We start from the raw sequence: 12,632 nt of genomic DNA on the forward strand, positions 1-12,632 counted from the left end.
GACGCCGTCGCGCCCGAAACCTGCGCCGGTCATTGAGAGGCGTTCCATGCAGCACGACGAACTCCGAGGCATCATCGAGCAGGCGTTCGAGGATCGCGCATCGGTCGGATCACACACGATGGGCGCGGTCCGAGAGGCGGTCGACACCGCGCTTGCTTTGCTGGATCAGGGGCGCCTCCGGGTTGCCGAGCGCGATCCGGCCAAGTCTGGCCGTGACGCCTGGAGCGTGAACCAGTGGCTCAAGAAGGCCGTGCTTCTGTCGTTCCGCCTGAACAATATGGTTTTGATCTCGGGTGGGCCCGGTGAGTCGTCGTGGTACGACAAAGTGGCGTCGAAGTTCGACGGCTGGGATGCCGGCCGCTTCGCCGAAGCCGGCTTTCGCGCCGTGCCCAACTGCGTCGTGCGCCATTCGGCCCACATCGCCCGGAACGTCATTCTCATGCCGTCCTTCGTCAACCTCGGGGCCTATGTCGACGAGGGCACGATGGTCGATACGTGGGTGACGGTCGGCTCTTGCGCGCAGATCGGCAAGAACGTGCATCTGTCGGGCGGCGTTGGCATCGGCGGCGTGCTCGAGCCGCTGCAGGCGAACCCGACCATCATCGAGGACGATTGCTTCATCGGCGCGCGATCCGAGGTGGTCGAGGGCGTCGTGGTCGGGCAGGGCTCCGTCCTGTCGATGGGCGTGTTCCTGTCGGCCTCGACCAAGATCATCGACCGGGCGACCGGGCAAATCCATGTCGGTTACGTGCCGCCCTATTCGGTCGTCGTGTCGGGCAATCTGCCCGGCAAGCCGCTGCCGGATGGGTCGGCCGGCCCGTCGCTTTATTGCGCCGTCATCGTCAAGACCGTGGATGCACAGACCCGCTCCAAGACGGCCATCAACGACCTCCTGAGAGATTGATGTCCGAGACCGAGCGCCACACGTTCTTCTTCCTGTTCCGCACCGACAAGGGGCTGATCGGGCGTTCGACGTGGTGGCGCGGGACCGTGCCGCTCACCACATTGGCCGTGGTTGGCACGATGATCTGGGTCATCCTGCGTCCTTACGCGCATCACGATCTGGCGCAGGAGCAGTTCCTGGCTCCCATGACGATCCTAGCCTACGCTTACCTCATCCTATTCGCCTTCGCTGTCCTCCTGATCGCGATCTGTGAGTATAATCTCAGTGCCAAGCGCTTTCGGGCGCGCGGGCGCCCCGCCTCGCTCGCTGGTCTCTTGCCGCTCAGCCTTCTGGTCGGCAGCGCCGCCATCTGGTTCATTCCGCGATCGTTCGATAGCCTCCCCGATTGGTCAGCCCCCGTCATCGTCGCCTTGATGACGGCGGTTGCGCTGTGGAATGCCATCGAATTGGGCGTTCTGAACGATCGTCCCTCGTCATGACCCTCTCGCGCGCCGTCGACCTCACGCAACGTCTTCTGCGCTGTCAGTCCGTCACGCCCAACGACGGCGGAGCCTTGCCGTTGCTGGCCGATATGCTGCGCGACGCCGGGTTCACGGTCGATCTCGTCTCTTTTTCGGGTCCAGGCGAAGCCGAGATCCTCAATCTCTATGCGCGGATCGGAACGGTTAGCCCCTGCCTCGTCTTCGCGGGCCATACCGATGTCGTGCCGCCCGGCAATCCGGCGGCGTGGCGGTTTGACCCTTTCTCAGGCGAGATCGCCGACGGTATGATCTGGGGGCGGGGCGCCTGCGACATGAAAGGCGGCGTCGCAGCATCGATTGCGGCAGCGCTCGATCATTTGGAAGGGGCGGGGGCGCCCAATGGCTCGATTGCCTTTCTGATCACGGGCGACGAGGAAGGCCCCGCCATCAATGGAACCGTCAAATTGCTCGACTGGGTGATGGCCCGCGGCGAACGTTTCGACGCCTGCGTGCTCGGCGAGCCGACCAACCCGAACGCGCTCGGCGATATGATGAAAATTGGTCGCCGCGGGTCACTGACGGGCGAGATCGTGGTCCACGGCCGCTTGGGTCACGTGGCCTATCCGCACCTCGCCAGCAATCCGATCCCGCCCTTGTTGCGGATCCTTGTGGCGCTCACCGACGCACCGCTCGACAAGGGAACCTCGAGTTTCGACGCCTCGAACCTCGAAGTCGTGACGGTCGATACGGGCAATCCATCCACCAATGTGATCCCGGCGGAAGCGCGAGCGCGGTTCAATATCCGCTTTAACGATCTCTGGACGCCCGAAACACTCCGGGCCGAGGTCCAGACGCGGGTCGACACCGCAAGCGCCGGTGCCGATGTGTCGCTCGATTTCATGCCGTGCAACGCTTTGGCGTTCTTAACCGGGCCTGGACGCTTTACGACCCTCGTGGCTGACGCTGTCGAGGCGGAGACCGGTCTGCGCCCGGTGCTATCGACCACGGGCGGAACATCTGACGCCCGATTTATCTCCGCCCATTGCCCGGTGGTCGAGTTCGGGCTGGTGGGACGCACGATGCATGCGATCGATGAGCGAGTTGCGATTGCCGATATCGACCGTCTCACCGCCGTTTACGGTCGAATCATCACGTCGTTTCTCACCTGAAAAATGAAGTGGGCAGGCACTACCCGCTCCACTTCTGGACCAGGCGCTCTGGGGGTCGGCTCAGCAGCGCGATGGCGAGAATTCGCAATAATCGTGGCGGCTCTGACGAAGTTCTTCGGCCCCGGCGCTGCCCGGCGGATAGCGGTTGAAGTCGAAGCCACCGCCATAGGGGTTCGTGCCGCTGTTGGTTTCGTAATTGGGGCCGTAGACGGCACCATTGTCATAACCATAGCCGCTGGGGCGGTGACCAAACGCCTGTTGGATCGTTACGACGCGCGCGTTGCGATCGACCGAATAGTCGATATCGGACGCCATTGCGGATTGAGCGACGGACGAAAGAAAAAGCGCTGCCGCAACGGTGGCGCCGGCGAGAAAAAAACTCTTGTGCATCGAAAGCTCCGTGCCGGCAGTGCCGGCCGTCATCTTGACTGATATGCGAAGAAAACGAGCGGCCCGCTGTGGAGTTCCGGACGCGGCTCGCGGCGCGGCGTCGCGTCCCGTAAATCGAGCGATAAGGCATCGATCCTGCATGCGATGGCTGGACAATCGAGCCGTCGTCACAGCAAATCGGGCGCGTCGGATTGGGGAGAAACAAACATGAAGCGGATGGTTGGTGCGGGTCTCGTGCTCGCGGGATTGCTGATGGGCGCGACGGCGGCTCAGGCCGATGACACGAAGGTGGCGATTGGAATTTCGGGCTGGACTGGATTTGGGCCGCTGACGCTCGCGAAGGAAGTCGGCATCTTCAAGAAGCACGGCCTTGACGTGACCTTGCCGAAGATCCCGCAGGCGAGCCGCTCGCTCGCCATGGCGTCGGGCTCCATCCAATGCGCCGCAACCACGGTCGAAACCTGGATCGTCTGGAACGCCAACGGTGTCCCGGCGCGCGAGATCGTGCAACTCGACAAGTCCTATGGGGCCGACGGTATCGTCGCACGCGGCGACATCAAGACCATCAAGGATCTGAAAGGGAAGGCGGTGGCGGCTTCGTCGCCCGGGACGACGCCCTATTTCACGCTGGCCTGGTTCCTCAACGCGAACGGCATGACCCTGAAAGACGTGAAGGTCGTCAATCTCGAGCCCGGTCCTGCCGCGCAGGCTTTTCTCGCCGGTCAGAACGATGCGGCCGTGACCTACGAGCCCTATTTGTCGGCCGTACGCGATAAGCCGGATGCGGGCCACATTCTCGCGACGACGCTCGATTATCCGATGATTCTCGACACGCTTGGCTGTACGCCCAAATTCCTCGACGACAATCCGACTGCCGCGAAGGCGCTCGTCGACAGCTATTTCGAGGCGCTGGACTACATCAAGGCCAATGAGAAAAAGTCGTTCGAGATCATGGGCGCCGACGTCAAGCAATCGGGTGACGAATTCGCCGATTCGGCCAAATATCTGCGCTGGGCCGACCGCGCCTCGAACACCACATTCTTCGGCAGCGAATTTGGCAAGTTCTCGGACACGGCCGCCGATCTCTTGATCCAGGTCGGCACCATCTCCGACAAGCCCGACATGAAGATGTTGTTCGACCCGCGTCCGCTCGGCCTGAAATGATCGGATTGACCCCGTCGTGTCGAGGGGCTGCCTGATCCATGGCACGCCCCTTTACGCCGATTGGACAGCCCGCGCGCATTGCGCTCGGACTGTCTTTTTTCATTCTTTTCTTTGCTATCTGGGCGTTCTTCACGCTCGGCGGCTTCGTATCAAAGACGTTCCTGGCCGACCCGCTGTCGATGCTGCGGGACGGCTACGTGTTGATCACGCGGTTCGATTTCATGACCGATATCGGCATGACGGTGTGGCGCGTGGTCGGCGGTTTCGTCATCGCTACGCTCGTGGCGGTGCCGCTCGGCATTGCCATGGGAGCCTATAAGCCGGTCGAGGCGCTTCTCGAGCCGTTCGTGTCCTTCGCGCGCTACCTGCCAGCCTCCGCCTTTGTCCCCCTGCTCATCCTCTGGGCCGGCATCGGGGAAACGCAGAAGCTGCTCGTCATCTTCATCGGCTCGGTGTTTCAGATCATTCTGATGGTGGCCGGGCAGGTGGGACAGACACGGCGGGACCTTGTCGAAGCCGCCTATACGCTCGGCGCGAACGATCGGGGCGTGATCCACCGCGTCCTCCTGCCGGCCAACGCGCCCGGCATCGCTGAAATCCTGCGGCTCGTTCTCGGTTGGGCCTGGACCTACGTGATCGTGGCGGAACTCATTGGCTCGTCCTCGGGCATCGGCCACATGATCATCGATAGTCAGGCGTTGCTCGCGACCGGCAAGATGATCTTCGGGATCATTACGATCGGCGTGATCGGGCTCATCTCCGACCTGTTCTTCAAAGCCTTGAACCGCAAGCTGTTCGCCTGGACGTTCGCATGAGTGTTGCCAGAACCGAGCAAGCCGCCAAATTGCGGGTGGAGGGCGTCTCGCGCGTCTTTCTGGGCCCGCGCGGCGGCGAGACCGTCGCTCTTGCCCCCACCGATCTCACCGTTGCGGCGAATGACTTCATCACCATCCTCGGCCCCTCAGGCTGCGGAAAGTCGACCTTGCTCCGGATCGTGGCGGGGCTCGATCGGCCGAGTTCCGGGCGCGTGCTGCTCAACGGCAAGCCGGTGATCGGCCCTGGGCCGGACAGAGGCATGGTGTTTCAATCCTACACGCTCTTCCCGTGGCTCACGGTCGGGCAGAACATCGCCTTCGGGCTTCGTGAAAGAAACGTTCCGACGCGTGAGCAGGCCGACATCGTCGATACATATCTTGGGCGGATGGGCCTCAAGGGATTCGAGCATCATCTGCCGCGTCAGCTTTCCGGCGGGATGCAGCAGCGTACCGCCATCGCGCGCGCGCTCGCCAACGATCCCGACATCCTGTTGATGGACGAGCCGTTCGGGGCGCTGGATAACCAGACGCGTGCGCTGATGCAGGAATTGCTGCTCGACATTTGGGAACGCGACCGAAAGACGGTCTTGTTCGTGACGCACGACATCGAGGAAGCGATCTTCATGGCGTCGCGCGTTGTCGTCATGACGGCCCGGCCGGGCCGCATCAAGGCCGATGTGCCAGTCGATCTGCCGCATCCGCGTCGCTACACGATCAAAACGACGCCCGAGTTCAACGCCCTCAAGGCGCGGCTCACCGAGGAGATTCGAGTCGAAGCCGTCCTGGCAGCGCAGGCCGGTTGACGCAAGGCGCTGGCGCTCACGGGTGCTTGTGGATCGGGTCGACCCAATAAACCGCTTCGGGTGGCTCCACCGGGTCGACATTGGTGATGTTGACCACGAGGCTTCGTTGTCGGATCGGACCAGAACGCATTCGAGCGGCTGGTCGGGGTCGGCGTTGATCTCTTGATGCGGCACGAAGGGTGGCACGAAGATGAAGTCGCCGGCTTCGGCCTCGGCAACAAATTCCAGCCGTTCGCCCCACCGCATGCGCGCGCGACCGCGCACGACGAAGATCACGCTTTCGAGGTCGCCGTGATGATGCACGCCGGTCTTTGCGTTGGGCTCGATCCGAACCGTCCCGGCCCATATTTTCTGAGCGCCGACGCGCGCATGATCGATAGCGGCCTGTCGGAACATGCCTGGCGTTTGCGGCGTGTTGGAATCGAGCTGGTCGCCCTTGATGACCCGAATACCGTCATGCTTCCAGCGCGGGGGCGCCTCGTGGTGACGATCGGAATGGTCGTGGTCGCCATCGGCTTGGTCGTGTTGATGATCGTCTTGGCTCTGCATGGTCGCGCTCGTGGTTCGGGGTCGCGTCATTCACCGGATGGCCAGATGCAAGGCAAGCCTGCCGCGCGGCTCCGGATCGAGAGAAGTATGGTCGGGAGCGAGCCGCAACGCGAGGCGTTATCGCGCCTGATTTCCCGTTCGCTGCTGCGAGGCCGCTATCCTAAGATGAGCCGCATGGCAGGATCAATGGCGCGTGCCAGTCCGCCGGGCATCATGCGCGACACCGACCGGAGCCGGGCGATGTCGTCGGGCGGGAGGGCCGCCAGCAGCCTGACTGCGATGAGGTAGGTCGCAGCACCGGCTCCAATTGCGACCAGCAACCCAAGGATGCCGCCGACCAGATCGAGGCAGAGCCGTGCCGCGAGCGCGCAGAGCACGGCGGCCGCGAACAGACGTGCCAATGACGCGATCGGGATTTCGAAATGGAGACGACGGACGAGGAACCAGGACGATACCCCGACCGCGACCAATTGGGTCGCGGCCCTGGAATAGGCCGCGCCCATCGGACCCAGGGGGCCAATCACGAGAAGGCCGCCGAGGATAGACAGAACGGCGCCGACGAGGCCGACGTAGAAATCGACGTCGCTGCGCTCCATGGCCCACATCAAGTTGGTGCCCACCGTCGCGACAGCCGAGATGGACGCGGCGCAGACCAGGATCGTGGCGGCCGGGATGGCGCCCGCAAAGGCTTGGCCGTAGAGCAGCGTAAGAACGGCGGGCATGACGGCCGCTAGACCGAGGCAGGCCGGGAAGACCAGAAACGCCATCAAACGCGTGCCGGTCGCATAAACCCGTCGCATCGCCTCGATGTCGTTTTGTCCACGCTGTTCGGAAAAATGCGGCAGCAATCCCCAGGTCAGCATGAGAGGGCCCTGGATCGCCAGATTGGCTAAGGTCAGGCCGACCGTGAAGAGGCCGATCGATTGAATGCCCCAGAATACCTGCAGGAAGAACACTTCGATCCGTGACCAGATGAAGAAGCCTAGCATCTCGGACGCCCAGCGGAACCGCGCATAGGTGACGATCCTGGCTTTCAAGTCGGGCGCTACTTTGCCCGGCTCGCGCCAGATTTCATGCAGCACCAAGAGCGGCAACAGGCTCGCACAGAGATAGCCGCCGACCGCGCCACGCACCCCGAACAGCGAACTCCCGATCGCGAGCGCCACAAGCTGTGCCGCCATGGAGATGCTGGTGATCTTGGCGACGCGCGAAAAGGCGTGCATGCCGCGCAAATAACTCCGCGCATATTCGGCCAAGGCCTGGGCCAGACAGGTCAAACCGACCAGTCCACAGATCATTGGATCGTGCAGCGGCGTTTGGGGGTCGAACTGCGCCAATGCGTCGGAGTGTTGGACGATCAGCCAACCCGCGTAGGATGCAAAGCCGATTGCCGGAAGCGCGGTCGCCAGAAGGAATGGGCGAAACAAATAGGCCGCGAGGCGCATCGCCTGCTGCGTCTCTCCGCGACCCAGCATTTCGGGCAAATAGCGGGCCAGCGTGAAGGGCAGGCCGAGGCTGGTGAGCGTGGTCGCGACGCCCACGACCCAAACGACGTAAGCGACCGCGCCAGTGGCCTCCACGCCCAGGAGACGCGCCACGATCAGGCTGCTGGCGAAGCTACCGAGAGTTGTGCTGACGCCCGCGATCGTTCCGAATAGCGAATTGCGAACGAATCGACTGCTCATCTGCTCAACCTCGTTTCAGCGTCGATGTTCCCTTTACGTACTGTCACCTCAAATTACTACCACAGGTTGCGATTCGCGATGAGATGGGCCATCAGTCCGCATGCGATCAGCCGGTGGGCGGTTCGCTGAATTGAAACAGGGCAGAGGGTGGAGCTTGGATGGCGGACGACATGGCTGTGCGGCTCGCCGTCATCATCCCGACTTACAATTACGAGCGCTATGTCGGCCGCGCGATCGAGAGTGTGACGCGCCAGATCGATCCCCGCGTCGAACTCATCGTCGTCGACGATGGGTCGACCGATGGCTCATGGGCCGTCATCCAGTCTTATGGGATCGCAAAGAGCTTCCTGGTCGAGAATGGGGGCGCCGCACGCGCGTGCCTGCAAGGCTTCGCGCAGACGACCGCACCGTTCGTTCTCTTCCTCGACGCCGATGACGAATTGATCGAGGGGGCGCTCGCGCGCATCTTGGAGAATCTCGACGATCGGGTCGCCAAGCTACAATTTCCGCTTGTACCGATCGACGAAAACGGGACCGTGATCGGTGATCCGCTGCCGCCGCTCAGAGACTTTCGGGACCGCGTAACGCTGATGCGCGATGTCGCCGTCAATGGCGTCTATTCCAGCCCCCCGACATCCGGCAACGTTTTCCACCGCAGCCTGTGTGTGTTGATCGAGGAGGTCGATTACGAAACATGGGTCGATGGCGTCACTCTGATCGCTGCCCCGTTTTTCGGTGATGTGGTCAGCCTGTCGACCCCGCTCGGCCGCTATCGCATCCATGGAGCGAATTTGTCGGGATCGGGGGCGGCGTTGACGTCCAAGCGTTTTCAAGCCGAGGCGGATCGTTTCGTCTTTCGGCTTGATCATCTCAAGCGTACGCTCGTGGCCAAGGGTGACCCCCGCGCGCTGCTCGAGCCCCACCAGTCCTTCTATTATCGCGAGACCAGGACATATCAGAGCGTCTTCGAAGCGAGGCGTCCGCGGATGGGGCACGTTCTTGTCACGCTTGCGTGCCTCGCCCGCAGTACAGGGTCGCCCTCAGCCAAAGTGGCAAAAGCCCTGACCATCGCGCTTTGCATGGTTCTTCCGAACCTCGCGTCACGGCGCGTGGTCGAGTATCGGTTCAGCGCCGGTCGCCGATCGTTCGTCGGCCTGATGCGGAGCATGTTCCCCGCGACGCCGTGAGCCGCGCAATAACTCTCGGCTGAGTGCGACGTGCCGCGACACGTAGGCGCGCGAACCAAGATCGTCGGCACGCATCCGGGCTTGGGCGCGACTGGCGAAATGCACGCTGAGTTGCGGATTGGCCGCGAAAGCCTGGGCGGCTCGGCGGAGCGATGTGGGATTTTCAGGCTCGACGAAACACACATCGTCATCCCGGAAATATGCGTCGAGCCCGCCGACCCTGCTGGCCACGGTCGGCAGTCCAAACAGCGCCGCTTCCTGCAGCACGGTGATGCCGGAGGCATGCATATTTGGCTTGAGTGGCAGAACCATGAGGTCGGCGGCGCCGTAGAGCAGCTTGAGTGCTTCGTTGTCGCGTGGAGTCACGACCGCGATGTTGAGGTAACTCGAGAGATCGGTGCGGATCGTCTGAGACGCGATTGTGAGGTTAAAACCCGCGACGTTGCCAAAGGCGCTCACAAGACACTCCCAATCGCGGTGCCGATCGTTGCCGACGGCTAGGATACGAAGCGGCGATCGCACGGTTCCGCCTCGCGGCGCGGCCTGAATATCGGCTCGGATGCCGAATTGAACGAACTCACATGGCTTGTCTGGAAACAGGGCCGATGCCACGCTCGCGTTAACGGGAGACAGGAACGTCAGCACGTCCGCGCTCTCGATCAACCATCGGTAGAAGCGTTGCCGAAGCGGGTGTAACCGCGACCACCCGTCAATCAGCCACACGCTTTGGGCGATCAACCGCGGCCGATGCGTGGCGGATCGTTGCTTGAGGAGCAGCGAGACCGCGAGATGTTGTGACTCGGTATGGGTCCAGATGACATCTGCCGCCATCATGGCGTGGCGATTGCGAAAAGCATGCAGGACATCGAAGCCAAGCACGAGCCGCAAGAATCCCCGTAGAGAGTGGCCGATCAAACTCTCGGCGTGATCGGTCGAAAAAACGACGTCGCAGCCATGCTCGACGGCATGGTGATAGCCGTAGGGGCGAGGTTCGTTGAGGCCCAGAAGGCGCCCGTCCCGCCACTTGAGTTCCCACTGTCGAGCGTCGAAGCCATAGGCGAGATGCGCGAAAATCCGCATGCGTGCAGGCTCGCGCTCAGTCGAAGGCTGCGTCATCAGGGTCGCTCGCGATAGGCGCGGATGTAATCGATCGTCATGATCGAAGGATTGGGCGTCTCGTCGATCGGCCAGCCTGATCCCATCGCCAGATTGGCCAAAATCATCAGTTTGTTTTTATGTTCGGGCGGGGTCGGGCAGCGCCATTTCGGCTTGCGGTCGAGGTAGACCGTGATCCAATCGGGCCGGACCAGCACGCCATAGGTGTGGAAGTCGTTGTAGAGGCTGCCTTCCGGAACCTCGATCACAGTCTTGCGGGCTGCGTCGTCGTCATTGGGCGGCTTCGGCCAGATGTGAACCAGTGCCTGATAAAGCTTCGGGAAATGGCCGTAGTGTTCGATCACATCAATTTCGATGCCTGGGATCGGCGAGCCTTTTGGCAAGACTGTGTTAAGCCAAAAAGCCGGCCACAGTCCTTTTCCGGCCGGGAGTTTCGCCCGCATCTCGAAGTAGCCATACTGCTGGGAGAAGCCTTGCCCGGTGGTGTCGACCGAGGACAGCAGGCCCGATTGCCACACGCCGGCTGGTGTCTTGCTGGCGATAATCTCGAGATGCCCGTCGACGATCTTGAAGGGTCCCGTTGGTCCCGGATCGGTGAAGCGAGCGTCGCCGAAATCTCCACCCCAGGACGTATGCGTGGCCCATTTCGCGCCAAAGCCGGTGCCGGACACGTCAAGGCGATCGAACTCGTCCGAAAAGGCGAGCTCGAAATGGCTCAGATCGATCGCTGCCTCCTGGGCGACAGCGCGCGGCGGCGACAACAGCAAGATGGCCGCGACGAGCGACGATCCGACGAGAACGGAGAGGTTGGCTTGCACGCGATCGCCCTCATGGCCGTCGGATCAGAAGGATGGCAGGACCTCCGTCATCGTCTGCTACCACAGGTTGTTGTGAGGTTCTAGGCTTTCGGCGGTGATGTTCCGTAGCTGAGGCAAGACACGCGATTGACCAATGTTGCCCTGCAGCATATTCAACTTATAATTGATATTCGTTTAAGGCTTGCGTCGATGATCGTGCCCCGTCCAGTCGTGCTCATGCTGTTCTGGATCGCCATGTTGACGGCCATGCCGGCGAGTGCGGAAACGGCGGACTATCGTCTGGGGCCGCAAGATAAGCTGCAGATCAAAGTCTATGATTGGCGGACCGGGGCCGGCGAGGCTTATCAATGGACGGCACTGAACGGTGAGTTCACGGTTGGTGCGTCCGGCGCCATATCGCTTCCTTTGCTCGGCGAGCTCCCGGCGTCCAATGGCACGACCTCGGCGCTGGCAAGCATCATCGGTGAGAGACTGCAGGCCAAAATCGGGCTGGCCCAGCGACCGGATGCCTCGGTTCAGGTCATCAAATATCGACCCTTTTACATCATCGGTGCCGTGCAAAAGCCGGGTGATTACGACTACAGGCCCGAGTTGACGGTTTTACAGGCCGTCAGCACGGCGGGGGGCATGTTACGCGCACCGGACGACAACCTGCTCGGCCTCGAACGCGACTCCCTGGTCAATCGTGGTGACCTACGGACCCGTGCCATGGAGCGGTTCGGACTGCTGGCCCGTCAAGCGCGCCTCGACGCCGAGGTGAAGGACACCGACAGCATCGTTTTCCCGGCCGATCTCACGACCCGCGCCGCAGATACGGACCTCGCGCGAATGATGCGCGAGGAGCAATTGATTTTCGAGGCGCGCCGCGACTCGCTGCGATCGCAGACCGATGCGCTCAATCAAACGAAGCTGCTTTTAAGCCATGAAGTGGAGTCGCTTGCGGCGAAGGATGCGTCACTGTTGCGCCAGCTCGATGTGACCAAGAAGGAGCTCGATCAGGTCAGTGGTCTGGTCGCCAAGGGGCTTGCGGTGCTGCCGCGTCAGTTGGCAGTCGAGCAAAGCTCCGCACAATTCGAAAGTAGCCGCCTCGACGTTCAGCTCGCGACCTTACGGACCCAGCAGGATATCTCGAAGACCGGTCGCGACATCCTCGAACTGCATAATGAACGGCGTCGTGAGGCGCTGAGGGAGGCGGCCGACGTTCATGCCAAGCTCATCGAGGCGAACGAGCGGATCGATACGGCGCAGAGCCTGATCTATCAATCCGAGGTGCGCGCGCCGCTCGCGATGGCGGCCAACGGAAACGACCGGGCCCCCCTCTACTGGCTCGTTCGGCGCAGCAACGGCGTGTCCGAGACGATCGCGGCGCAAGAAGGCGATCTGGTGCAGCCGGGCGATATCGTGCGGGTTGACGTTCCCAGGCGCGGCACCGGAGCGTCTCAGCGCGCCATGTCGGACCGCAGCCCGACGACCGTGGTTGGCCAAGCCGCCTCGAGGCTCTCGGGCTTTTAAAAAGGACGGACCGACGCCAGTCCGCAAGCCTCATGTAGCGGAACGCCTCGATCGCTTCG

Annotated in this window: 12 protein-coding genes and 1 pseudogene; 8 read left to right on the forward strand and 5 right to left on the reverse strand. The window is 62.3% G+C overall.

What is annotated here, in order from left to right; genetic code table 11:
• Positions 1–46 precede the first annotated feature (46 nt).
• The 3 genes from dapD to dapE are packed head-to-tail and all read left to right on the forward strand — an operon-like array spanning position 47 to position 2,534.
• Complete coding sequence (dapD, locus tag LGH83_RS18725) at positions 47–904, forward strand: 2,3,4,5-tetrahydropyridine-2,6-dicarboxylate N-succinyltransferase (protein ID WP_227399926.1); 858 nt, start codon at positions 47–49, stop codon at positions 902–904.
• Positions 904–1,383 carry a hypothetical protein gene (locus tag LGH83_RS18730; protein ID WP_227399927.1) on the forward strand — a complete coding sequence of 160 codons (480 nt, stop codon included), beginning with the start codon at positions 904–906 and terminating at the stop codon, positions 1,381–1,383. Before dapD ends, LGH83_RS18730 begins: the two co-directional genes overlap by 1 nt.
• Positions 1,380–2,534 (forward strand): succinyl-diaminopimelate desuccinylase, encoded by a 1,155-nt coding sequence (dapE, locus tag LGH83_RS18735; protein WP_227399928.1) that lies wholly within the window; start codon positions 1,380–1,382, stop codon positions 2,532–2,534. The genes LGH83_RS18730 and dapE overlap by 4 nt, the downstream gene beginning before the upstream one ends.
• Positions 2,535–2,594: 60 nt before the next feature.
• Here dapE and LGH83_RS18740 read toward each other — a convergent pair whose 3' ends face one another.
• A complete protein-coding gene (locus LGH83_RS18740) occupies positions 2,595–2,924 on the reverse strand; it encodes a hypothetical protein (protein ID WP_227399929.1) in 330 nt (109 codons plus the stop codon).
• A gap of 207 nt (positions 2,925–3,131) precedes the next feature.
• On the opposite strand from LGH83_RS18740, the gene LGH83_RS18745 reads away from it, so the two are divergent.
• From LGH83_RS18745 to LGH83_RS18755, 3 genes are read left to right on the forward strand one after another with little or no spacing between them, the layout of a single operon-like run.
• On the forward strand, positions 3,132–4,088 hold the full coding sequence (locus LGH83_RS18745) for an ABC transporter substrate-binding protein (RefSeq protein ID WP_413771072.1): 957 nt from the start codon (positions 3,132–3,134) through the stop codon (positions 4,086–4,088).
• Positions 4,089–4,126: 38 nt separating this feature from the next.
• The gene (locus LGH83_RS18750) at positions 4,127–4,903 is read left to right on the forward strand and encodes an ABC transporter permease (protein WP_227399930.1); all 777 of its coding nucleotides are present in this window, start codon (positions 4,127–4,129) and stop codon (positions 4,901–4,903) included.
• On the forward strand, positions 4,900–5,706 hold the full coding sequence (locus LGH83_RS18755) for an ABC transporter ATP-binding protein (protein ID WP_227399931.1): 807 nt from the start codon (positions 4,900–4,902) through the stop codon (positions 5,704–5,706). Before LGH83_RS18750 ends, LGH83_RS18755 begins: the two co-directional genes overlap by 4 nt.
• A 16-nt stretch (positions 5,707–5,722) precedes the next feature.
• Here the strand turns inward: LGH83_RS18755 and LGH83_RS18760 are convergent.
• Positions 5,723–6,255, reverse strand: a pseudogene (locus LGH83_RS18760) (cupin domain-containing protein).
• A 155-nt stretch (positions 6,256–6,410) separates the two neighbouring features.
• Positions 6,411–7,940 (reverse strand): lipopolysaccharide biosynthesis protein, encoded by a 1,530-nt coding sequence (locus tag LGH83_RS18765; RefSeq protein ID WP_227399932.1) that lies wholly within the window; start codon positions 7,938–7,940, stop codon positions 6,411–6,413.
• Between the two features lie 158 nt (positions 7,941–8,098).
• Here LGH83_RS18765 and LGH83_RS18770 point away from each other — a divergent pair, with 158 nt between their 5' ends.
• Positions 8,099–9,127 (forward strand): glycosyltransferase family 2 protein, encoded by a 1,029-nt coding sequence (locus LGH83_RS18770; protein ID WP_227399933.1) that lies wholly within the window; start codon positions 8,099–8,101, stop codon positions 9,125–9,127.
• On the opposite strand, the gene LGH83_RS18775 is transcribed toward LGH83_RS18770, so the two are convergent.
• Both LGH83_RS18775 and LGH83_RS18780 read right to left on the reverse strand, forming a co-directional pair.
• On the reverse strand, positions 9,041–10,243 hold the full coding sequence (locus tag LGH83_RS18775) for a glycosyltransferase (protein ID WP_227399934.1): 1,203 nt from the start codon (positions 10,241–10,243) through the stop codon (positions 9,041–9,043). The two genes, LGH83_RS18770 and LGH83_RS18775, sit on opposite strands and share 87 nt — an antisense overlap.
• The gene (locus tag LGH83_RS18780; protein WP_227399935.1) at positions 10,243–11,061 is read right to left on the reverse strand and encodes a glycoside hydrolase family 16 protein; all 819 of its coding nucleotides are present in this window, start codon (positions 11,059–11,061) and stop codon (positions 10,243–10,245) included. The genes LGH83_RS18775 and LGH83_RS18780 overlap by 1 nt, the downstream gene beginning before the upstream one ends.
• Before the next feature lie 126 nt (positions 11,062–11,187).
• Here LGH83_RS18780 and LGH83_RS18785 point away from each other — a divergent pair, with 126 nt between their 5' ends.
• Positions 11,188–12,573, forward strand: a complete 1,386-nt coding sequence (locus tag LGH83_RS18785; RefSeq protein WP_227399936.1) for a polysaccharide biosynthesis/export family protein — start codon at positions 11,188–11,190, stop codon at positions 12,571–12,573.
• The last annotated feature ends 59 nt before the right edge of the window (positions 12,574–12,632 follow it).

The sequence above is a fragment of the Lichenihabitans sp. PAMC28606 genome (genome assembly GCF_020616535.1).
In the GTDB taxonomy this organism is placed as follows: Bacteria; Pseudomonadota; Alphaproteobacteria; order Rhizobiales; family Beijerinckiaceae; genus Lichenihabitans; species Lichenihabitans psoromatis.

What these genes read in the sequence shown, in the direction of transcription:
- LGH83_RS18745 (WP_413771072.1), top strand. Translation starts at nt 3,132, where the DNA reads ATGAAGCGGATGGTTGGTGCGGGTCTCGTGCTCGCGGGATTGCTGATG.
- dapE (WP_227399928.1), top strand. Translation starts at nt 1,380, where the DNA reads ATGACCCTCTCGCGCGCCGTCGACCTCACGCAACGTCTTCTGCGCTGT.
- LGH83_RS18740 (WP_227399929.1), bottom strand. Translation starts at nt 2,924, where the DNA reads ATGCACAAGAGTTTTTTTCTCGCCGGCGCCACCGTTGCGGCAGCGCTT.
- LGH83_RS18770 (WP_227399933.1), top strand. Translation starts at nt 8,099, where the DNA reads ATGGCGGACGACATGGCTGTGCGGCTCGCCGTCATCATCCCGACTTAC.
- LGH83_RS18775 (WP_227399934.1), bottom strand. Translation starts at nt 10,243, where the DNA reads ATGACGCAGCCTTCGACTGAGCGCGAGCCTGCACGCATGCGGATTTTC.
- LGH83_RS18765 (WP_227399932.1), bottom strand. Translation starts at nt 7,940, where the DNA reads ATGAGCAGTCGATTCGTTCGCAATTCGCTATTCGGAACGATCGCGGGC.
- LGH83_RS18755 (WP_227399931.1), top strand. Translation starts at nt 4,900, where the DNA reads ATGAGTGTTGCCAGAACCGAGCAAGCCGCCAAATTGCGGGTGGAGGGC.
- LGH83_RS18730 (WP_227399927.1), top strand. Translation starts at nt 904, where the DNA reads ATGTCCGAGACCGAGCGCCACACGTTCTTCTTCCTGTTCCGCACCGAC.
- dapD (WP_227399926.1), top strand. Translation starts at nt 47, where the DNA reads ATGCAGCACGACGAACTCCGAGGCATCATCGAGCAGGCGTTCGAGGAT.
- LGH83_RS18750 (WP_227399930.1), top strand. Translation starts at nt 4,127, where the DNA reads ATGGCACGCCCCTTTACGCCGATTGGACAGCCCGCGCGCATTGCGCTC.